The organism is Synechocystis sp. PCC 6714 (genome assembly GCF_000478825.2).
Lineage (GTDB): Bacteria > Cyanobacteriota > Cyanobacteriia > Cyanobacteriales > Microcystaceae > Synechocystis.
Genome location: NZ_CP007543.1, coordinates 1 through 19,373, shown reverse-complemented (window position 1 = coordinate 19,373; position 19,373 = coordinate 1). Strand labels below are relative to the sequence as shown.

Sequence of the window (19,373 nt, the reverse complement as noted above, 5' to 3'; positions counted from 1 at the left end):
GTGTTACATGTTATCTTAGGTTGGCTAAAAAAATGAATAGAGATTTTTTAGAAGTTTTTCAGGGCAAGCTTAAAAGCCACAGAATCCAAACCAAGGTTCTTGCTTTAGAAGCTGGCCGTAATGCTTCTTATCTCTCTGAAGTCTTTACTGGTAAGAAAAGCCCCACCCTTGAAATGTTTAAGGGTCTAGTGGAGGCCGCAGATCGCCTCTCGCCAGGGTTTGCCGATGAGTATTATCTATCTCTTGCCGGTGGTGTTGATATGGGTAGTTTTATTAGATCCCTTGGTAGCTCAGAGCTTTCCACTTTGTTGATTCTTACTGGCCAGAGATTGGGAGAGCTGTCACCGAGTCGTCAAAAAATAGCGGCCTAATTTTCCCGCTTTTATAATCGTAGTCATTTAGGCTTTTTCCGCTTTTCTCTTGAGCCATTCTTCCCGTGAGATAGTGCCAGGGGCCAAAACTGTCTGTTTCTTTGATTCTTGCCGTTCTCCCATCTTGAGGGGCTGGGGTTTTTCTCTTCTCCACAGGTCACGGCCCAGACCAAACTTGGCGCAACATCTTCTCAGGACCATGGCTTTTCGCACCCATGGCCATCCTCAATTCCCCACAATGCAAGGGCTCCAGATTGGCGGCGTAAATTATCGCACCCAAAACAAAACCTCGGCACTGGGCCAGGGTTGTCAGTGTTGATGCCGATCGCCGCTATGAGTTTGGGAAAAATGCAAACTTGCCTAATAGTCCTAGCAATCCACCAACCAGGGCAAATAGGATGCCAACAATCCAGTTGGTCAGGCCGCCTACCCTAGATTGAATAACATCAAGTCGTTTATCTATGCCTGCTAATTGAGCCTCCATTCTGGCCTGGCTCACCTTGACCTCAATGATTAGGTCTTTCAATTCCTTCAAATCTGACTCAGTGACGGCGGACATGGTGCTACACTCCAATTAGATTTTGTGCAATAGATGGGGAGAGTTAGCGGCTCTCCCTTTCTACTTTCAGGGTAATGGATTGGCGGCGATCGCCATTAACCGGGTCGTTTCCTTTTCTAATGGCTTTGCCCATCAGCTGGCATCTTCCTCCAACAAGGTAGCTACTCCTCTAAATAAAGGGGTTGACATCCTCCCTAGGCTAAAGGCGAAGGATTCCTACGAAGCAAACAGATTTAACTGAATAGCTTTTCGGTGAATTCGACTGCCTCAGTCATACTAGAAACGACTATATCTTTACAGAACCCTTTGGCCGCCTCCCCTTTTTGCCATTTTCACGAGTGGTTAGGGTATTCACATCATTTTCCCTATGGCGATCGCCATTAAACCCCTAGTAATTTTTGTCGTAGTTCTTGACCATCAGAGCGACCCTAAACGATGAAAACCTCTCGTGATCGGTGAGAGTTTTTAGTTTATCTAACTTAACGGTGAAGTTTTGCGGTGGTAGATAACATTGAACTCCCACAGATAGCTTTTTTGCCGTCCGCACCAACGTATAGTCGTTTTTAGTAAGACTGAGGCAGTCAAATTCACCAAAAACCTTGTCAATAAAGACTTAAGCAGTCTCGAAATTATTTGAAATGACTATAGTCTTAGGAAGTTAGCAACTGGCAACTCATTTAATACTGGCAGAAACTAATCGCCAGTGTCATAAATTTAAGCTTTCTTAACTACTATTTAAGTATATGTACTCATTATGCGTTGCAGATGACCTGTAGTGTATCAACAACTCTACTTATAAACAACACGAAACCGCTCGCAAACTAAAAGCATTTCTGGTGTTGGTTTCTTACCAATTTTAGGCAATACTCGCGAGAAGTACTGCCAATGCTCCTTCCGCCAAGACTCTAGGGAACGTTCATTTTCACCTTCTTCATAGGCAAATTGTGCATCCACTTCATTAAATGAGCAGATCATAATTTCTGTTGTTTCAATAATACAATTTGGATTTCCATTTCCATCCAACACAATTGTTTTTGTACCTATTTTAGGTAGTTGAATTCCCTCTGCCTCCCATTCCCATAAAGCTGAACAAGTTGCAGTTTTAATCCCCTTCAGAATTAAGCTACTCAGTTCATCTGCCAAAGTAGAAGAGTCCCCAAATTGATGTGCCTCATAGCTCTCGTCACTTAATGTAGTATCTGGAAGCCCTGCTATGTACGTCTGCCAATACTGCCCTAAATTCTCATTTTTCATCGGATTTTATTGAGGAGAGTAACCAATCTTTCTGATTTAATTCAAAGGTTTGCTCAACACACCATTCACCCTTGAATTCTACTTCAACTGAATTCGATAACCTCATCCCCAATCTTTTGAGAAGGCGAATAGAGGATTCATTCTGGGAGTCGGTGATGGCAACAATTTTGTTGATACTTCCAAGCTTAAACAAAGAATTTATTAAGGTAGATACCGCTTCTCGTGCATATCCCTTGCTTTGCCACTGCTGATTCAAAGTAAAACCAACTTCCACAGTTGTTAGATTTCCCGTGTAAACTTTTATCCCTATGTCGCCGATGAGCAAGTTGGATTGTTTGTGCGCGATAGCAATTTGAAACCATTCGCCTGGTATCCCAATCTCTGCTGTGTGCATTTCGCTGATAAAGGAACGAGCTTCATCATAGGAAGGTATTGACCAACTTTGGAATCGAGCTACCTGAGGATCTCGACGGTAACAAAGAAACAAATCCAGATCTGGATCAATAAACCGACGTAGAATCAGCCGTTCAGTTATTTGGGGAAGAAAACTCTCTAAAAACAAGCGAACCCTGCTCCTTGTTACTTAACTAAGGCTCAACATCTGCTGGCTAACATAGTACCAGCGAATTTTGTCCTGCCGCTGCATTTGATTTGTTATGCGGCATCCTCAATCACGTTGTATTGGCTTTGCACCAAGCCGTTTTCAAACTGTCTTGTCTCAAGATGATGTAATCTGACATCGTGAGGAAGCGAACCAAAAAGTGGGATTCCTGAGCCTATTAGGATTGGCACTTTAGTGATAATTAATTGCTGAATCAAGCCTTCACTGAGAAACCCTTGAATTGTCTTTCCGCCATCAATGTATAAATGCTGAAATCCACGCTCTGATAGACGATAAACTACTTCGCTTGGAGGCGCGCACATATACTCGACTGTTTTGGCAATTTCGTCAGGAATGTCAATTTTCCGACTACTTAGAACAAATACTGGCTTTTCACCATAGGGCCATGAATCGAATGACAGTGCCAACTCATAAGTATTTCGCCCCATGACAAGGGCATCCACTGAATCAATGAATTCTTGATACCCGTAGTCTTCGCCGCCATCGGTGTCTCCTCCACTAGGCAGCCAATCAATACCACCATTGTTCCGTGCGATGAAGCCATCAACACTTGTTGCAATATATACAGTAGTTTTCATACCCTTCCAAATTATGTTGTTGCCCCAGGATTATTGATTATACGGAAACTTAACGATAAAGACCTCTGGCGATCGCCATTAGTTTGTGGCATGGAACCATAAAAAAAGGGACGTCGAAGCCCCCCAGGGAAAACTAGGCAAGAACCGGGACTGAACCCGCATTAAAATTGAGGGAAGTGGCGACTGTGCTGGTACAGATTGAGGATAATCGAGTTAGGGCAAATCTAATGGCGGCAACCTCAGTTTTTGGAGGAATTCTGCTGGCCCCTGAGTTTATTAGAACAATTTTAAGGAGTGAAATTATGAAGGAATCCGCTGTCTATCAAGAAATCTTACGGGAAGGGGAACAACGAGGCTTACTAAAAGGCAAACTAGAAGGAAAACTTGAAACTATTCCTCTGCCGAAAAAACTAGGCTTGACTATTACTGAAATTGCCAAGGAGTTAGATATTGACGTTGAACTGGTTAATAAATTCGTTGCTAACCAAAAAATTTAAGGGTTGAAATGGTCGTTGCCCGGAATATGGCTTGGTAGTATAACATCCTTGTTCACCCGCCTTAGACAGTTGTTTTAGCTTAACTGACTAAGACCAAGCTTCTCGATGGAGAGGGATTGTTATTTGGTGTATTTTTGCAGCCAATTGATTACTTCATCGGCACTTTTATCCGGTGGAAAAACTGGATAGAAAATTTTTATAATTTTGCCTTCTTCAATAATCAGTGTAACTCGCTTGATGAAATGTTTACCCTCTACTTTAAATATTGGTAACTTTAACATATTGGTAAAGTTCAATGCATGATCACTTAAAAGTTCAAAAGGTAAGTGTAGCCGTATCTTTGCCTCTAATTGATGGTTAGTGCTTTGGGTGCTAAGACCAAATACACTTGCACCTAATTTATTTAGCTCTTGATAATGATCTCGAAAATTACAGGACTGTGGCGTACATCCTCTTGCTCCAGGTATCGTGTCCCATTCGTCAGGAAGAGGGATTCCAGGTTGCCCTGTCATGGGATAGCAATAAACCACAACGCGACCTAAGAACATTGATAAATCAACATATTCACCTTGGGTTGAAGGTAAAGAGATCGACGGCAAATGTATTCCCAGTAAATGACTACAAGCACCATCATCGACTGGAATGGGAAGATCTGGGGGCAATTCTATCAACTTATCCATATAGGTTTTTATATCAACAACTTTAGGCGATCGCCGGTAAAATTTGGGTATGTTTGACAATCTCTGCAAATTTGTCGCTGAATCCTTTTTTGAAGACTATGCCGCCTGGTTGTTAGGACGACCAATCAAATTGACCAAGCTTAGTCCGACGGAACTATCCTTAGAGCCAATTCGGGCTGATTCCCTGATTTTGGAACAATCCCCGGAAGTATTTCTAAAAAGTCCAGGGTTATTACACCTAGCAGTATTGACCCAAACTCCTGGCCCTACATTAAAACAAGGGTTGTTATATGGCGGTCTTATACCCTCCGTATACTGCAAAATTGAAGTATTTCCAAACGATATCGACTTCTGTGAAACCCATATTTCTTAACCAATCTAACTGACTCATAAGCTTGGAAGGATGATCCTCATCATAATGTTGAGGTATCCACTTTTGCTCAATTTCTTCTACTGAAACTTGTAGACTCATATACTCATGCCATTTCTCCATATAACGCTTTTGAAGATGGGGACAAGAAGCTAGAATTACATCCGCGTTGTAAAAAACACCCCCTGGACTTAGGCAAGTATAAATCTTTTTATAGAATTTAATTTTGTCATCGTCACTAACTAGATGATGCAAGGCAAGTGAGGAAACTGCTACATCATAGATTGAATCAAAATCGTAATCTTCAAAGTTTGCAAGTTGATAACGTATATCTTCACCATTACCAAGTTTTTTCTGTGCTATTTGCAACATTTTGTCTGCAATGTCAACACAGGTAATCTTAGCTTGAGGATAAACATCTTTAATCCGTCTTGCAATTGTACCTGTCCCACATCCCAAATCAATTACACGAATAGCCTGAGACTGGCTAAACGGTAAAGCAATGACGAGTGCATCAAGCATTTGCTCATAGTAAGGAATAAGACGACGAATAATAGCGTCAAACTCTTGGGCTTCCTCTTCAAAGTGCTGCTTAACTTTTTCCATTGTTCCTTTTTGGTAACGTAATTCTGGGTTTACGCCAATAATTTTGTGGATATCTTAATCATAGATTTTCTATTCCATTCCTGCCAAGGACTGAACGGCATAACTTTGCCAATCATCAGCTGATCGAAATCGATGCTTCACAACTAGGCGACTCTCGGCGGTCGGAGCAAATGGGTATTGTTATGCTGTCAAGTTTAACGAATAGTGATAGAACACTTCATCCTTGGTGTATCCACGTAATTCATAAAGTGCCTGCGCTGCAACATTTGAAATTTGTGTTTCTAAAATGATTCGGATAGCACCTGTTTCTCTCGCAAAATTTTCTGCGGTACTCATCAGTAATTTTGCAATGCCGTTTCCTCGATAAACTTCTTCTACGAATAAATCATTTAAGATCCAAACTCGCTTCATCGAGACTGAGGAAAAACTAGGATAAAGCTGGGTAAATCCAACTATACGTTCTTCGTTGATTGCTATAAATATAATCGAGTCGCCCTTTTGCAAACGTTCTTCGAGAAATTTCTTGGCAGTTTTAAGATCTGATAATGCATTGTAGAAAACTCGATATTGATCAAACAACTGCGACACTTCTTCAAGATGCTCAAGACGAGCTTGAAAGACTTCCATCTATTACCCTCACAAATTTTGTTCTAATGGAACATTACCGTAGCTTTTATTACAATGTCAATGCGATCGCCGCTTAAATTTTCTGGTCCATTTCTTCCACTAAGGCAATGGCTTCTTTACACCAATTTGCCCAATCCGCCTCAAAGCGAATGCCCCGCCGTAATGTTAAATAGTGAAATTTTTGCTCGATTGTCATTGAAGCAAGGTCGGGAAATTCTTGGTCTTCGATCGCCTTAATGACTTCTAAATTGGTTAGATGAATTTGTTGACGACGCTTTAACTCTTCGATAATGGCGGGTCGTGGCACCAAAAAACCGACCTGGGTTTTAATCATTAAATCTTCCCGAATAGTTGTCGGTTCACTGGGGATTAACACCCAATGGGCCAATTTTTCTTTGCCGAGGGACGTAATACTATAAATATTTTTGTTCGGACGAGTGGTCTGGGTAATCATTTCCGAACTAACCCAACCCTGGGACTCCAATTCCCGCAGAGTCTTGTAAACCTGTTGATGGGAAGCCATCCAATAGCAGCTAATTTTTTCATCGAACCGCTTCACCATGTCGTAGCCACTACAGGGGCCGTCCACCAACAGGCTCGCTAGTAGGGCGTGGGGTAAAGCCATAAAAATTCCTCCTTGACATATGCAATTTGTTTAATATACATTACGGTCATGCCAAATTTATATTCACTTTTTTGCATAATCATCATCCGACAGTATTCTCGACCCCCTGAGTAGGTGCAAATTTTATGCAAACCGTCGAACCATCAAAGTCTTCTCCAGGTCGGTTTTTATCCAAAGTTTCCCGCAGAAACCTAGGGATTTTTGGTATTCTCACGGCGATCGCCGCTGGGGGAGCCATTATCTACCAAAGCACCCAGGCAAAGGAAGCAGAGTCAACGGCAAAAACAGTTTTAGTTCAACCGATTTTGTCTAAATCTGTGGTGGCATTGGGGCGCTTGGAACCCCAGGGAGAAGTGATCAAAATTGCGGCTTCGGGAAATAATAATCGCATTGCCCAATTACTGGTCAAATCCGGAGATATAGTCGAAAAAGGGCAAATTATCGCTGTGCTCGATAGTCGTGATCGCCTAGAAGCAGAATTAAAACAAGCTAAGGAACAAGTGCAAGTCCATCAGGCGAAATTAGCCCAAGTCAAAGCAGGGGCTAAGACGGGAGAAATTGGGGCGCAACGGTCTACCATTCAACGGTTACAGGCCCAATGGCAAGGGGATAAAGCTACCCAACAGGCCATCTTGATTCGCTTAGAAGAACAGTTAGCGGGGGATATTTCTGCCCAAAAAGCCAGCATTCTTAAGCTAGAAGCAGAATTAAACAATGCTAAAGCAGAATATCAGCGTTATCGCCAATTAAACGAAGAAGGGGCAGTTTCCGCTTCTATTTATGACAGTAAAGGTTTGTTGTTGGAAACCAGCCGCCAACAGTTGGCCGAAGCAGTTGCTAATTTGGCCCGAACCCAGGCCACAGGTCAGCAACAAATTCAGGAAGCAAAGGCAGCTTTAGAACGAATTGAACGCACAGGTCAACAGCAAATTAATGAGGCCAGTTCTACTTTAGACAAGGTGGCAGAGGTTCGTACCGTTGATGTGCAGACAGCCCAAGCAGAAGTCAATTCAGCCCTAGCGGCAGTGAAAAAAGCCCAGGCGGATTTAGACCTAGCCTATGTGCGATCGCCCCAGGATGGTCAGGTGCTGAAAGTACATACCTGGGAAGGGGAAATTGTTGGTAATGAAGGAATTATTGAGCTCGGTCAAACGGCCCAAATGGTAGCGGTGGCTGAAGTCTATGAAAGTGATGTTAAACGCCTAAAACTTGGTCAAACGGCAACTGTTACCAGTGATGCTTTTTCAGGGGAAGCAGTCGGCCAAGTCAAAGAAATTGGCTTACAGATTTACAAAAATAACGTTTTAAATACCGATCCCACAGCGGCAACGGATGCACGCATTGTGGAAGTTAAAGTCTTACTAGATCCTGCCAGTAGTTCCAAGGTTCAAGCCTTGACCAATTTAGAAGTTACAGTTGCCATTAACACCCAGTAAAGAATGGAAAAGAAATAAACCATGACAATAAAATTCATCCCCCAAAATATTCCCCTGGCTTGGTTACAACTCAAACGGGAAAAAGGTCGCTTAATGGTTGCAATGGCCGGCATTGCCTTTGCCGATATGTTGATGTTTATTCAACTGGGCTTTCAAAATGCTCTTTATGACAGCAATACCCAACTTCATCAAACAATTAATGCTGATTTAGTTTTAATTAGTCCCCAGGGAAGAAATATCGTTAGTTTAGATACCTTTCCTCGACGACGCTTATATCAAGCCTTGAGTTTTGACGGTGTGACTAGCGCTGAACCCATTTATGCCGATTTTATAGACTGGAAAAATCCCCAAACTAATCTTAAAACTTCGGTTTTAGTCCTGGGCTTTGATCCCCAAAAACCAGCTTTTCTAATTCCCGAAGTTGAACAAAATCTAGAAAAGTTAAAAATGCCTGATGTTCTACTATTTGATCGTGGTTCCCGGGGCAATTACACAACGACGATCACCGATTTAAAACAAGGTAAAACCGTTACAACAGAAGCAAGAGAACGCAAATTAAATATAAAAGGACTATTTTTGTCCGGAGCTTCCTTTGCTGCCGATGGCAATGTTATCACCAGTGATCTCAATTTTCATCGTATTATCACCAGTCGCAATCTTTCCCAGGTTAGTGCCGGTTTCATTCAGCTCAAACCAGGCATTGATCCCCAACAAATGGCAGAAGCCTTGCGGCAAAATTTACCCAATGATGTCAAAATTTTAACTAAAGCAGAATTTATTGATTTTGAAAAAACCTATTGGTCAGAAAATACATCCATTGGTTTTATTTTCACAATGGGAACGGCGATCGGTTTTGTGGTTGGCGTGGTCATTGTCTATCAAATTTTATCGGGAGATGTGGCAGAACATACCGCTGAATATGCCACCCTCAAAGCAATGGGTTATCGAAATTCCTATTTATTGGTTGTTGTTTTTCAAGAGGCCTTAATTCTTGCCATCTTAGGTTTTCTACCTGGAACGGCCATCGCCTTTGGTTTATATTCCTTAACCCGTAATGCGACCAATTTACCACTATTTATGACCCTTAGTCGAGCCACTACAGTTTTAATTTTAACGATTTTTATGTGTATCATTTCTGGCGGTATTGCCACCCGTAAATTACGCCAAGCTGACCCTGCTGATATTTTTTAATTTTTATCATTACCTAAAATCCTATGGAAACCCTAACCGCTCTATCTCCATCACAAAATATAAAAACTAATCCCGTCATTTCCGTTAGAAATCTAAATCACTATTTTGGTAAAGACTCCCTTAAAAAACAGGTTCTTTTTGATATTAATCTTGATATTTATCCAGGAGAAGTGGTGTTAATGACGGGGCCATCAGGGTCGGGAAAAACCACTCTTTTAACCCTCGTTTGTGGATTACGTTCTGCCCAACAAGGTAGCCTTAAATTACTCGGAAAAGAATTACTCGGTGCAACGGAAGAAGACCTAATTCAAGCCCGCCGCAATATTGGCTATATTTTCCAGGCTCATAATTTACTGAAAAGCTTAACTGCTCTGCAAAACGTACAAATGTCTTTGCAATTGCATTCTCATTTTTCACCCTCAGAACGGCAGAAAAAAGCAATAGAAATGCTAGAAGAAGTAGGATTAGGTAAACGTATTCATTATTATCCCAATGACCTTTCGGGAGGGCAAAAACAACGGGTGGCGATCGCCCGTGCCTTGGTCAGTCATCCGAGGGTTGTATTAGCCGATGAACCAACTGCTGCATTAGATAGTCAGTCGGGGCGGGACGTAGTAACATTAATGCAAAAACTGGCGAAGGAACAGGGTTGTACGATTTTGATGGTGACCCATGATAATCGTATTTTGGATGTCGCTGATCGTATTATTTATATGGAAGATGGAGTTTTGGTTCGCCATTGAAAATTGTCGATACGATTTAGAAACGACTTTACTGACCCTGACTGAAAAAAATTGTCTAACGTTCGTTAAACATTTCTTATTTAAAGGTTGATTCATAGCTGATCGCCATCAAAAAAGATAATTCCCACACATCTTTCTGACATAAATTACATACCAAGTTCCCATACGATTTTAACGTTTTGTGAAGAATTGTGAATCCTTGTTTTTTACCGTTAGACACTTGATATTATTCAAAAAAATTAGGGTTTAAATTTTTCCCCTTGAGCAGATTAATCTGGCAATCGTCATAATTTGGAGTGATTGTAAAAAAATCTTACGACTATTTCATTGGGGGGCGATATACAAAAATTTTGACTATAATTCCTAGGTTAAGCGAAATATGGCTTGGTATTCTTATACTATTGCGTTTGCTATCTCAGATGATCAAGCTCAAGTTGGTGCTGATCCGCGACAAATACTCGATGGACACAAGGGAGATTTTGAAGACTTTGTGTATGCTCCGTCACGAAACGGCTGTCTACTGTGGAGGTTAGGCTGTATATGTGAGCAGGCGTCGAATGGCAAAAACCTATATTTGCTTGAAGATATCTGTCTACTTCAGCATGAAGCAATGAATCATTCTGCAACGCAGCTAGAGGCTCTCATTAATGAAATTAAGTTGAATCCAGCTCTCGTTGTTGAGGCAACAAAAGATCCATATCAGCCAACCATAACACTCTGCACAGAAGGCTTTGGGCCATTACCGGCTCAACTCGTTTACCCAAGCGACGTAATTATCAAGGATGGTTGGGTTTACAACTATACGGAGCAACAAGTACGACACATCTTGGATCAATCTTGTGCCTCTCAAACTCCATGCCCAGAAGGTGACGACGATGGGGAATCTTTATCATACGTCTTCAATTTTCTGAAGTCCCATTTGTCATTACTCCACGTTGCTTTGCATTCAGGGAAAATTGTCGTGTATGGGGAAACCAACCATTGAAATATGCCCAATACTCTTGCAAGCGCCAACACATGGCTGTCGGTAAACTCTGGTGTTAGATTTGATCGCCGTTCAACCCCGAGTAATTTTTGTCGTAGCAAGGAACCATAAAAAAAGGGAGGCCGAAGCTCCCCAGGGAAGACTAGGCAAGAACCGGGACTGAAACTGCCCAGTCAGCGGAAATCAATGCCCCAGAGCCTTTATGTTGGCGATCGCCATGCCAGAAAGATTGGAAAGAAAGCGGTAGCTGTCGAGGTCGCTGTATTTCACTTTGTAACGACATCTTTACCTGTTGATTGCTTATCTTATGCTCTAGCTATATAATTCGCTTTTTGAGTGACAATGACAATCAAAAATCTATTAAACACCACAATTCTGCTAGGGTTTAGTCTATTCTCAATAGGCAACCTACCTTCAGTTGCTTACCAAGACCACCTTAGTGTTTCAACTGATAGCACTAGTATTATAGGTCTCAAAGAGACCCTATTCGGCCAAGCAGATTTAAGCAATACCAGAATTCAGGATATGAGCTTCATCGTCGCCGAAGGGCCTCTGAAACCGAATGGATGCCCATATGATTCGCGAAGCGGTGGAGCTAGCAAGGCCCCGGGCGCAGGATCCGTAGAGCTCATAAATCAAGCAGGGTATACCGTGAAATATTCGTTTGCTTACATGCCGGCATCACCCCGAGAAATAGTGTTGGGAGGAGTAAAAGTTCCGGTGCCGGAGGCAACTAATGGAACTCTAGTTGGTGCCAATGCAATATGGAGCAGAAAGACTTTTGGCATACCGGAAGAAACAGCCAACAATATTGTTATCAAGGTGATTCCTGTTGGCAAGACTGAACCAGTCATCGACTTGAGCTTTCATCCTTGTGACCGCGTTTGCTTATATACCCATGGGACAATATTCAATCCAAGCTACACCCGAAAGCCCGCTAAGCACACCAATACGGGCAGATCGATGGCGTATACATGTGAGTAACTTGACCTAGTTTTGTGTAAGTTTTGAAGTAGTCTTGACTTGCCCTCTGAAATTTCAGTCCCTTGGCCGGAGGGTAAAGAGGGTATCGAACATATAATCACAGCATTCCCAGGGATGCTGCGGAGGATCTTGTCTCAGAATCTCTATTCCTACCCTCTATCACTGGATTCCAACTTCTTCTCTTTCTTAGCCTAGCTTTGCGACTCTTATATTTGGAAGCGTGGCTAAATCCTAAAACTGCTTATTTATAAGCTTTCTTATTGCTGATTTTTGCTTAGCGTACGCTTTTTGCTTTTCTGTTGCGACCCCATCGCCGTAAACCCTCAGTAAAATTTGGCGATCGCCTATCAACTTTTTCAATTATGGGCTTGGCCCAGGTTCGGGAAATGCTATGCTTCATCAGTTTCTTAAACGATCAATTTTGCCCCTCGTCTGTCTTTCTGGCTTTTTTTATATTCAGGCAGGCTTAGCTGATCAACCTTCAACGGCGATCGTTCAAAGTCTGACGGCTGGAGATAGGGCTTGTTATGTTGAGTTAATAGACAACAAGGGCAATATTTCGACCGAATATGCTGATTTTGACATTTGTGAACAGGATTTGGTGGGCAAGCGGGTCAAATTAACCTACGAGGCCGGCAATATCCAAGCCGCATCCTGCCAAGGCAATCCAGAATGTACTGCTAGTGAAAGAGTGATGCTAATTATTAAAGCCAAAGTGATGGATTAATTTGTGGATATGGCGATCGCCGGTAGAATTTGGCTATGTTTGACAATCTCTGCAAATTCCTGGCTGAATCATTTTCTGAAGACTATGCCGCCTGGTTGCTGGGACGACCAATCAAATTGACCAAGCTTAGTCCGACGGAACTTTCCCTAGAGCCAATTCGGGCAGATTCCCTGATTTTGGAGCAATCGGAGGATTTGGTGTTGCATCTGGAATTCCAAACGGAACCCGACCCAACCATGGGTTTTCGGATGTTGGACTATCGGGTGAGGGTATACCGCCGTTTTCCCCAGAAGACAATGCACCAATTTGTCATCTACTTGAAACCCAGTAGTAATGACTTGGTTTATCAGGACAGTTTTCGGGTCGGGGAGACTGTGCACCGTTATCAAGCGATTCGGCTTTGGGAGCAACCCTCGGACGCATTTCTCCAAAGTCCAGGGTTGTTGCCTCTAGCAGTATTGACGCAGACCTCTGACCCCGCATTAAAATTAAGGGAAGTGGCGACTGCGTTGGAACAGATTGAGGATAATCGAGTTAAGGCAAATCTCATGGCAGCAACCTCAGTTTTTGGAGGAATTCTGCTGGCCCCTGAGCTGATCAAGACAATTTTAAGGAGTGAAATCATGAAGGAATCCGCTGTCTATCAAGAAATTTTAGAGGAAGGTAAAATTGCCGGGAAACTGGAGGGTCGCCTAGAGGGCAAACTAGAAGGTCGGCTGGAGGCGAAACTGGAAACCATACCCCTGCTGAAAAAATTAGGTCTTACAATTGCCGAAATTGCCAAGGAGTTAGACATTGACGTTGAACTGGTTAATAAATTCGTTGCTAACCAGAGCAATTAAAATAGGTTAGATGGGTTAACTTAAACCTTTTTATCTTCCATAAGATTTTGCTTTTCAAGTACTAGATTTCAAGGGTTATTTCCCTCAGCTAAGGCGACAATCTTTCTTAATGTTGATAAATTACTACTTTGATTAGGAGCCAGGATGATAGCTAACACTGATTCACAATCTCTCTTGTTAGCTCCCGCAATGACTACTGCCGAAGCATTGTTTTTTTATGATTCTTTGGAATCTGTAGATCTCGATTTTATGATGGGACGTTGGCAGGGCAAGGGAATTATGACCAATCATCCTATGGATGGCATATTGGAAATGATTTCTTGGTATGGCAAGGAGTTTATTGATTTGGAAACCGTTCATCCTTTGCTGTTTCAAGATGATCGGGGAGAAATTTTCAAGCTAAAACCAAACCCAACGGTAATGGCACTCTGCTTAGATTTTGATATTATTCGTTATTCATGGATAGCCCCGGGTCTGCGTTGGTTTAATCGTTTTTTTAAAACTGAAGTTAGTCAAGCACGTTTGCGAATGTTAGAAAGTCGTGGTGTAGTTACTGCCACTATGATTTACGATTATTTACCAATTAATGATTCTTTTAAGAAAATTGATGATAATTCTGTGTTCGGCTTGATGGATTATAAGCTTATCTCCCAGCCTTTTTTCTTTTTGTTACAACGGTGTACTCCTTAAAGCTAATAAAATTCGCCCATGTCTCATTGGCGATCGTTCTGAATAAGAAAGATTAAATTATCTCTGCCAAGTCTAGCGAACCTCCCAATTATTCGGAAAGTCCATAGCTGACAGTGACTGAGGTCAAGTTTTTATAAGGTCAAATAACTTTTTTCCCCATTCGTGATTGGGAGCAATCTTATCCATGAGATAAACAAGAATTACTAAGCTGTTGTAGATTTTTTTTGAGTTGGTAACAATCTCATTATGGAGAGGATGGCCAAGACTACGAATGTTTTTGGGGCTGACGATAATTTCCTTATTCCATAGCCTTGAATGATGGGCACAAGTATTTCTGACGATAGTAAGATGATGTAACCACGATGCCAAAACCTCGTGATCAAGTTGATAGTGAATAGCTATTTTTTGTCTAATCTGTCTAGGCTTAAGGATGCTAAACTAAGATGAGAGAGTGCGTAAAGACATCACTTCAACAGCAACCCATACAGGCGGTAAAGCTTCTGAGTATGTCTGCTTGAAATGTCTGATGAAATCTTCTTTCGAGCGTTCTACTTCACGGTGAAGATTAGCCAAATTTTTCACCCATTGCTTCTCATCAAACAATGTTCGATCTAAATGGGCATGGGGATTATAAGCATGGGCAAGTTCATAAGCCCAAATACTACGCATGGAGACTTCAATTCGTTCAATGGCATCTAACAGATGCAATCGAAGTTCTCGGTCAAAAATATAGAGGTCAAGAATATTTTCAAAGGTTGTCCCAGTTATAAAGCTATGGGTCTGGGAATTTTGTTCAAAGGGAAGGCAGTAAGCGCGAAAGCGATAGTAATTAATGCGAGCCAGGTAAAATTCTGCTTTTGCTTTATCTGAAATGACTAGACCACGAGATTCCAGTAGATTGATTTGGTCATTTAACGTCAGCGCAGGTTTAGAAAAAGGACGTGTCATTACCAATAGACGCGGAACAACCCGCCACTTTGAGGATGCTTTCGCACTAGCCTGGGCGGGTTTTGTTACTTAGATCTTAGCCTTTTAGGTTTTGATCGTCAAATAAAATATCAGGGGCGATCGCCGATTAAACCCTTACCTATTTCGTTTCCGCCAATCCCAAGGCCGTTCCGCATTGCCATTAGACCAAAACTCTGACCGATTGATGATCGCCTATGCTTGAGCAATTTTAATTTGGATGTCCCCAATGGCGATCGCCCGTTGTTGCTGGGAGTCGTTGCCAGCGTATTGTGACCAGTTGAATAAAGAACCCAAGCCCTGGCCCAGAAAGGCGGCTGCTACATTACCAAGGATGAGGCGGAAAGGATTATTCACCGGAGGCTCCACCCCATTGCTGACGGGCCCGAGGGTGGAATAGAGAAAGACCTGGAGGAAAGGGGAAAAATTAGAGATGGCAATGGAGTCCAGATTCTTTTGCTGGGCCTCTTCCACAGCGGCGATGCTCTCATCAATTTTGTCCTGGAGGTCTGCCAAGGGGCGGGAATTTTGGATGGCAGTATTTTGCAGTTGGTTAACACAGGATTCCGTCGCCACACTACAGGACAAGTCCCTCAACATTTGTGACCAAACATCTTCGCTGATTTTTTTATCCACCAAATAGTCCAGTGCCGGGCCAAGGAAAGCCCTAGATCCAGATTAAATTTGAGGATGATTAATGGAAGTCTTTCAACCTAGCTCTGAGCATCTTAAGGAAGTATCAAAACTGTTTGACTAGTATCGAGTGTTTTACAACTTATCTTCAGACTATGAGGCCGCTAGAGAGTTTCTCAAAGAGCGGTTTGAAAAGGGGGATTCAACCATATTTGCGGCAAGTTTAGATAGGCATATAGTTGGATTTACTCAGCTTTATCTCCCTATCCATGAATAATAAAAGCAAGCAAGTGGGCGGAAACATGGGCAACTATTGCTGCCTCCAGACCATAACTCCAGAATAGGTAGCCGGCAACTAAGCCAAAGAGAGCGTTGCCGATGGTTATGTAAGCTACTACAGATAGTAATAACTCAGGCAACAACTGTGCCACTGAAGGTACATGCGATAGACCAAAGACCAGCGAACTCAGTACAATTGCCGCCACCATAACGCTTTGAGTAGGTCTTGGCAGCTTCCTTTGCAGGACTTTCCAACCGATCCAAGCAATTAGGGTCATTAACCCCCACCTAACTAGCACCTCCTCGGTGATTCCACCGTAGAGAACCCGAACCACCAATGGCAAGGGTGCTTCAAGTTGAACAGACCGAAGAGATTCTGGCAACAGCGCGTAGAAGCATACAATTATTGCTGCCCCGATGCATCCGCCGATCAATCCAGGTAACAGTTGCGGTCGCAATGCCTCGAACACTTTGCCTCCACTTGCCAACGCAGAAATTGTAGGTGTCGATAGGCCAACCTTTTGCGCAACGGTTGCACCTATCAAGGCAGCCACCGTGACGAGAACTGTACTTTGAACGGCCGTTGCAATCTGTAGGATCTCCAACGGAACCGTAATCTTTGAGACATCGACGAGCAGCGGCAAGGCAAGCCAAGAGGTAGCGACAACGCCTGGAAGAGCAATTAATACTAGCAGCGCAGTGACTTTCCACTTCATCGATGATGCTCACTGTTACATAGGGGTATAAGTAAGGATTATATGGAAATTTTCTGTCGTTCCCATACCTGGCGCACCAAATAGGTTTTGCCCATGCCCTCCCCCGATGTCACTAAAACCGACCGAGCGGAATAAAGGGAATGGAGTAGCCCTTCCATCTCCGGTTGCCGGTAACAGCTTTCCCCGGCCCCTAGGCCGCCAGTTGACCATGATTCTGGTTGCTCTGATAAGCCTTCGCCTTCGTAATCCATTGGGAAGCCACCACTAACGGATTCTGGGGCTTTGGGGCGCGCCGCGTAGCGGATCTCTGCGAGATCGCCACCTTGGACTGTTCCACCTGGGCTTGGAGATCCGCCGGTAAATGTTGGGGATTTTTCAGGATTTCAGCAGTTAGTAAATTCTGGGCAATTAAGATGCCCGCCGCTTGATTTTGGGCCGCCCGGATCAGCTCAGCGTGACCCAGTTCCTCGTCCCCTTCTAGGGCATCAAAATTGATTGTTTCCCCATACTGTTCTAGTTCCCCTTCATCAGTGACCATGGCCAATTGACCTGGTTTGGGATAATCAGCCATTCTGCCCCCATCACTTATCCAGCGGTGGAGGTTATCAAGTTCAGCCATTTGTTCATCGGACAAACTGAACAAATCATCAACTTTGTCCAACGAATAGCCTAAATATTTCAGCCGATTGAACACTGTTGTCCGGGCTACCCCGTAGGATTTTTCCAGTTGTTGTACAACGTCACCTTTGGACTTTCCAGCGATGGACATTTTTTAAATCTCCCAAATATTTTTTTGTGGAACTTGTCGTTTAAGGGATTCTATATGACAATTTTTTTCTGTCAAGTCCAACGCTGGACTAAATTTGTCCAACATAAAGGAGTAAAAATCCAGCGGCAATCCGCCGGACAAATTGCCCTTTGCCATTGGACAAAATCTTGTTTTCGCTGGACAAACGTTGTAAATGTCTAGTGATTTGTCTAACGCTCTTGTTGCACAAATTGGACAATTCTTCCTTGGTCTTTGGACTGTCCAACGCATCCAGTATTAGTTGACGGACATGTTCACCTTGTTTATGGGTAGGCCAATCATTGGGGTTAAATTCCATAATGAACTCCTTAAAATTAATAATTTATATTGTCCAATAGCTAAAGAGAAATGACCACAAAGATTGAAAAATTTAACTTTCTTTAATTTGTCGACTAACGCTCTCATAACTCTGTTTAACTGCTGAGCTGATTGTTGGGGATGCCGTTTAAATAAATTCTTAAATATAGGAATATTTACCAATGAAAGCAAACAAATTTAACCATGGGAGTTGACCCCAATAATTTTTACTAGGGGTTTCAAAGTTGACGATCTTTCCCCCATCCTGACCAATATGGAGGTTAACTTTTTGCTGTTTCTGGTGTCATTGGCGATCGCCGATTATTGATCACCAGTGAAAGGATTTAGCAAACAAACTCCTGTGTCAGCAAAATCCTTAACATTGCGAGTAACAAGGGTCAGTCCGTAACTGAGGGCAGTGGCGGCAATTTGTTTATCTAGGGCGTTATGGGGATTCGGGACTCGTAGTTTTCCCCAAACCTGAGCCTCAAAGATGGTGAAATCTAGGATCTGGTCAGCGTAATCTGCAATTACAATTTCCAACCACTCCTCCAGTAAATTGGCTTGTTGATTATCTCCTCGATGCCTGATTAATTCCACACCCCGCCGTAATTCTCCAATGGTAATCACACTCAAATAGAAATTCTGAGCTTGCTGAAAAAATGCTAGTACGCCGGGGTCAGCCCTATCTTGCTTCCGTAGCTCACTAATAACGTTGGTATCAATCAAATATTTGACTGGCTCTGTCATCCTGTATCCGCTCAAAGTCTGAGTCATTGCCCACATCGGGAATCTGGCGGAGCACCTCCGCAAAGGGCTTTCGAGGAAGTTGTAATAGGGCCTGCTCTAGAATTCTGCGATGCTCTGCTTCGGCACTGATGCCATGTTGCCCCGCCCGCTTTTTCAGGGCCACCACCACCGCTTCATCAATATTGCGGACAATTAAATTAGCCATCCACTACCTTCAGCTCACAACAAACTCTTGCTCTTGGTTATGACTCCAATGATAGCATTGATAGCGCTTGCTCATTTACCTACTTTACCTGTGCATGGATGAATCCAATAAGTAAATAAAATTAAGAATGATACAGTACAAAATACACTACTGAGAATCGCCTATAACCCTGACATTTGACTTTTCAGGTTAACTACATCATTTTCTCAAGCAAAAAGGCATATAAGACGATTTAGGACATACTGGTAATTTCCAGAATTTATCAACTGAGAATAATTAGCAATAATTTATATTGAGCGATGGAGAGTTGGAAAAATTCCACGATAGAATTA

23 protein-coding genes and 3 pseudogenes are annotated in these 19,373 nt (G+C 42.7%); 11 read left to right on the top strand and 15 right to left on the bottom strand.

Going from position 1 to position 19,373, the window contains the following annotated elements:
• The first annotated feature begins 20 nt into the window (after positions 1–20).
• The gene (locus D082_RS16045) at positions 21–371 is read left to right on the top strand and encodes a hypothetical protein (RefSeq protein ID WP_051738956.1); all 351 of its coding nucleotides are present in this window, start codon (positions 21–23) and stop codon (positions 369–371) included.
• A gap of 331 nt (positions 372–702) precedes the next feature.
• Here D082_RS16045 and D082_RS16035 read toward each other — a convergent pair whose 3' ends face one another.
• The 4 genes from D082_RS16035 to D082_RS16020 form a co-directional block, all read right to left on the bottom strand.
• On the bottom strand, positions 703–930 hold the full coding sequence (locus D082_RS16035) for a hypothetical protein (RefSeq protein WP_028948650.1): 228 nt from the start codon (positions 928–930) through the stop codon (positions 703–705).
• A 789-nt stretch (positions 931–1,719) separates the two neighbouring features.
• The gene (locus tag D082_RS16030; protein WP_028948649.1) at positions 1,720–2,184 is read right to left on the bottom strand and encodes an ASCH domain-containing protein; all 465 of its coding nucleotides are present in this window, start codon (positions 2,182–2,184) and stop codon (positions 1,720–1,722) included.
• Positions 2,174–2,746, bottom strand: coding sequence for a GNAT family N-acetyltransferase (locus D082_RS16025; RefSeq protein ID WP_028948648.1), 573 nt, complete (start codon positions 2,744–2,746; stop codon positions 2,174–2,176). The genes D082_RS16030 and D082_RS16025 overlap by 11 nt, the downstream gene beginning before the upstream one ends.
• A gap of 92 nt (positions 2,747–2,838) precedes the next feature.
• Positions 2,839–3,384, bottom strand: coding sequence for a dihydrofolate reductase family protein (locus D082_RS16020; RefSeq protein ID WP_040122974.1), 546 nt, complete (start codon positions 3,382–3,384; stop codon positions 2,839–2,841).
• Positions 3,385–3,533: 149 nt separating this feature from the next.
• Between D082_RS16020 and D082_RS16015 the strand changes: the two are divergent.
• Positions 3,534–3,881: pseudogene (locus tag D082_RS16015) on the top strand (Rpn family recombination-promoting nuclease/putative transposase); the annotation flags it as partial.
• A gap of 119 nt (positions 3,882–4,000) precedes the next feature.
• On the opposite strand, the gene D082_RS16010 reads toward D082_RS16015, so the two are convergent.
• The gene (locus D082_RS16010; protein ID WP_028946476.1) at positions 4,001–4,561 is read right to left on the bottom strand and encodes a peroxiredoxin; all 561 of its coding nucleotides are present in this window, start codon (positions 4,559–4,561) and stop codon (positions 4,001–4,003) included.
• 49 nt (positions 4,562–4,610) lie between these two features.
• Between D082_RS16010 and D082_RS19170 the strand changes: the two are divergent.
• Positions 4,611–4,835, top strand: a pseudogene (locus tag D082_RS19170) (flagellar assembly protein H); the annotation flags it as partial.
• Positions 4,836–4,847: 12 nt separating this feature from the next.
• Here the strand turns inward: D082_RS19170 and D082_RS16005 are convergent.
• From D082_RS16005 to D082_RS15995, 3 genes are all read right to left on the bottom strand, one after another.
• The gene (locus tag D082_RS16005) at positions 4,848–5,537 is read right to left on the bottom strand and encodes a class I SAM-dependent methyltransferase (RefSeq protein ID WP_028946475.1); all 690 of its coding nucleotides are present in this window, start codon (positions 5,535–5,537) and stop codon (positions 4,848–4,850) included.
• 180 nt (positions 5,538–5,717) lie between these two features.
• The gene (locus D082_RS16000; RefSeq protein ID WP_028946474.1) at positions 5,718–6,164 is read right to left on the bottom strand and encodes a GNAT family N-acetyltransferase; all 447 of its coding nucleotides are present in this window, start codon (positions 6,162–6,164) and stop codon (positions 5,718–5,720) included.
• 73 nt (positions 6,165–6,237) lie between these two features.
• Positions 6,238–6,789: a PadR family transcriptional regulator gene (locus D082_RS15995; RefSeq protein ID WP_028946473.1), complete on the bottom strand. Its 552-nt coding sequence runs from the start codon at positions 6,787–6,789 to the stop codon at positions 6,238–6,240.
• A 125-nt stretch (positions 6,790–6,914) separates the two neighbouring features.
• Here D082_RS15995 and D082_RS15990 point away from each other — a divergent pair, with 125 nt between their 5' ends.
• The 8 genes from D082_RS15990 to D082_RS15955 all read left to right on the top strand — a co-directional run bounded on the left by D082_RS15990 (position 6,915) and on the right by D082_RS15955 (position 14,387).
• Entirely contained in the window at positions 6,915–8,225 is a 1,311-nt protein-coding gene (locus tag D082_RS15990) for an ABC exporter membrane fusion protein (protein ID WP_051738955.1), read from the top strand.
• Between the two features lie 21 nt (positions 8,226–8,246).
• The gene (gene devC, locus D082_RS15985; RefSeq protein ID WP_040122973.1) at positions 8,247–9,416 is read left to right on the top strand and encodes an ABC transporter permease DevC; all 1,170 of its coding nucleotides are present in this window, start codon (positions 8,247–8,249) and stop codon (positions 9,414–9,416) included.
• Between the two features lie 23 nt (positions 9,417–9,439).
• Positions 9,440–10,159, top strand: a complete 720-nt coding sequence (locus D082_RS15980; protein WP_051738954.1) for a DevA family ABC transporter ATP-binding protein — start codon at positions 9,440–9,442, stop codon at positions 10,157–10,159.
• Between the two features lie 379 nt (positions 10,160–10,538).
• The gene (locus D082_RS15975; protein ID WP_028946470.1) at positions 10,539–11,144 is read left to right on the top strand and encodes a hypothetical protein; all 606 of its coding nucleotides are present in this window, start codon (positions 10,539–10,541) and stop codon (positions 11,142–11,144) included.
• A gap of 342 nt (positions 11,145–11,486) precedes the next feature.
• Entirely contained in the window at positions 11,487–12,128 is a 642-nt protein-coding gene (locus D082_RS15970) for a hypothetical protein (RefSeq protein WP_028946469.1), read from the top strand.
• A 391-nt stretch (positions 12,129–12,519) separates the two neighbouring features.
• Positions 12,520–12,855: a hypothetical protein gene (locus D082_RS15965; RefSeq protein ID WP_028946468.1), complete on the top strand. Its 336-nt coding sequence runs from the start codon at positions 12,520–12,522 to the stop codon at positions 12,853–12,855.
• 35 nt (positions 12,856–12,890) lie between these two features.
• Positions 12,891–13,697: an Rpn family recombination-promoting nuclease/putative transposase gene (locus tag D082_RS15960; RefSeq protein WP_028946467.1), complete on the top strand. Its 807-nt coding sequence runs from the start codon at positions 12,891–12,893 to the stop codon at positions 13,695–13,697.
• 144 nt (positions 13,698–13,841) lie between these two features.
• Entirely contained in the window at positions 13,842–14,387 is a 546-nt protein-coding gene (locus D082_RS15955) for a DUF4334 domain-containing protein (protein ID WP_040122972.1), read from the top strand.
• Between the two features lie 123 nt (positions 14,388–14,510).
• Here the strand turns inward: D082_RS15955 and D082_RS19165 are convergent.
• From D082_RS19165 to D082_RS15920, 7 genes and pseudogenes are all read right to left on the bottom strand, one after another.
• Positions 14,511–15,335 (bottom strand): annotated as a pseudogene (locus tag D082_RS19165) (Abi family protein).
• A gap of 213 nt (positions 15,336–15,548) precedes the next feature.
• The gene (locus tag D082_RS15945) at positions 15,549–15,989 is read right to left on the bottom strand and encodes a hypothetical protein (protein ID WP_238546913.1); all 441 of its coding nucleotides are present in this window, start codon (positions 15,987–15,989) and stop codon (positions 15,549–15,551) included.
• A gap of 260 nt (positions 15,990–16,249) precedes the next feature.
• Positions 16,250–16,981 (bottom strand): CPBP family intramembrane glutamic endopeptidase, encoded by a 732-nt coding sequence (locus tag D082_RS15940; RefSeq protein WP_028946465.1) that lies wholly within the window; start codon positions 16,979–16,981, stop codon positions 16,250–16,252.
• Positions 16,982–17,171: 190 nt separating this feature from the next.
• Positions 17,172–17,750: a hypothetical protein gene (locus D082_RS15935; RefSeq protein WP_040122971.1), complete on the bottom strand. Its 579-nt coding sequence runs from the start codon at positions 17,748–17,750 to the stop codon at positions 17,172–17,174.
• A gap of 88 nt (positions 17,751–17,838) precedes the next feature.
• The gene (locus D082_RS15930; RefSeq protein ID WP_028946573.1) at positions 17,839–18,087 is read right to left on the bottom strand and encodes a hypothetical protein; all 249 of its coding nucleotides are present in this window, start codon (positions 18,085–18,087) and stop codon (positions 17,839–17,841) included.
• Between the two features lie 320 nt (positions 18,088–18,407).
• On the bottom strand, positions 18,408–18,836 hold the full coding sequence (locus D082_RS15925; protein ID WP_028946572.1) for a type II toxin-antitoxin system VapC family toxin: 429 nt from the start codon (positions 18,834–18,836) through the stop codon (positions 18,408–18,410).
• The gene (locus tag D082_RS15920) at positions 18,808–19,041 is read right to left on the bottom strand and encodes a hypothetical protein (protein ID WP_028946571.1); all 234 of its coding nucleotides are present in this window, start codon (positions 19,039–19,041) and stop codon (positions 18,808–18,810) included. Before D082_RS15920 ends, D082_RS15925 begins: the two co-directional genes overlap by 29 nt.
• Positions 19,042–19,373: the final 332 nt, after the last annotated feature.

Coding starts and splice junctions, on each gene's coding strand:
- D082_RS16035 (WP_028948650.1), bottom strand. CDS start 930: ATGTCCGCCGTCACTGAGTCAGATTTGAAGGAATTGAAAGACCTAATC.
- D082_RS16030 (WP_028948649.1), bottom strand. CDS start 2,184: ATGAAAAATGAGAATTTAGGGCAGTATTGGCAGACGTACATAGCAGGG.
- D082_RS16020 (WP_040122974.1), bottom strand. CDS start 3,384: ATGAAAACTACTGTATATATTGCAACAAGTGTTGATGGCTTCATCGCA.
- D082_RS16010 (WP_028946476.1), bottom strand. CDS start 4,561: ATGGATAAGTTGATAGAATTGCCCCCAGATCTTCCCATTCCAGTCGAT.
- D082_RS16005 (WP_028946475.1), bottom strand. CDS start 5,537: ATGGAAAAAGTTAAGCAGCACTTTGAAGAGGAAGCCCAAGAGTTTGAC.
- D082_RS16000 (WP_028946474.1), bottom strand. CDS start 6,164: ATGGAAGTCTTTCAAGCTCGTCTTGAGCATCTTGAAGAAGTGTCGCAG.
- D082_RS15995 (WP_028946473.1), bottom strand. CDS start 6,789: ATGGCTTTACCCCACGCCCTACTAGCGAGCCTGTTGGTGGACGGCCCC.
- D082_RS15990 (WP_051738955.1), top strand. CDS start 6,915: ATGCAAACCGTCGAACCATCAAAGTCTTCTCCAGGTCGGTTTTTATCC.
- devC (WP_040122973.1), top strand. CDS start 8,247: ATGACAATAAAATTCATCCCCCAAAATATTCCCCTGGCTTGGTTACAA.
- D082_RS15980 (WP_051738954.1), top strand. CDS start 9,440: ATGGAAACCCTAACCGCTCTATCTCCATCACAAAATATAAAAACTAAT.
- D082_RS15975 (WP_028946470.1), top strand. CDS start 10,539: ATGGCTTGGTATTCTTATACTATTGCGTTTGCTATCTCAGATGATCAA.
- D082_RS15970 (WP_028946469.1), top strand. CDS start 11,487: ATGACAATCAAAAATCTATTAAACACCACAATTCTGCTAGGGTTTAGT.
- D082_RS15965 (WP_028946468.1), top strand. CDS start 12,520: ATGCTTCATCAGTTTCTTAAACGATCAATTTTGCCCCTCGTCTGTCTT.
- D082_RS15960 (WP_028946467.1), top strand. CDS start 12,891: ATGTTTGACAATCTCTGCAAATTCCTGGCTGAATCATTTTCTGAAGAC.
- D082_RS15955 (WP_040122972.1), top strand. CDS start 13,842: ATGATAGCTAACACTGATTCACAATCTCTCTTGTTAGCTCCCGCAATG.
- D082_RS15940 (WP_028946465.1), bottom strand. CDS start 16,981: ATGAAGTGGAAAGTCACTGCGCTGCTAGTATTAATTGCTCTTCCAGGC.
- D082_RS15935 (WP_040122971.1), bottom strand. CDS start 17,750: ATGTCCATCGCTGGAAAGTCCAAAGGTGACGTTGTACAACAACTGGAA.
- D082_RS15930 (WP_028946573.1), bottom strand. CDS start 18,087: ATGGAATTTAACCCCAATGATTGGCCTACCCATAAACAAGGTGAACAT.
- D082_RS15925 (WP_028946572.1), bottom strand. CDS start 18,836: ATGACAGAGCCAGTCAAATATTTGATTGATACCAACGTTATTAGTGAG.
- D082_RS15920 (WP_028946571.1), bottom strand. CDS start 19,041: ATGGCTAATTTAATTGTCCGCAATATTGATGAAGCGGTGGTGGTGGCC.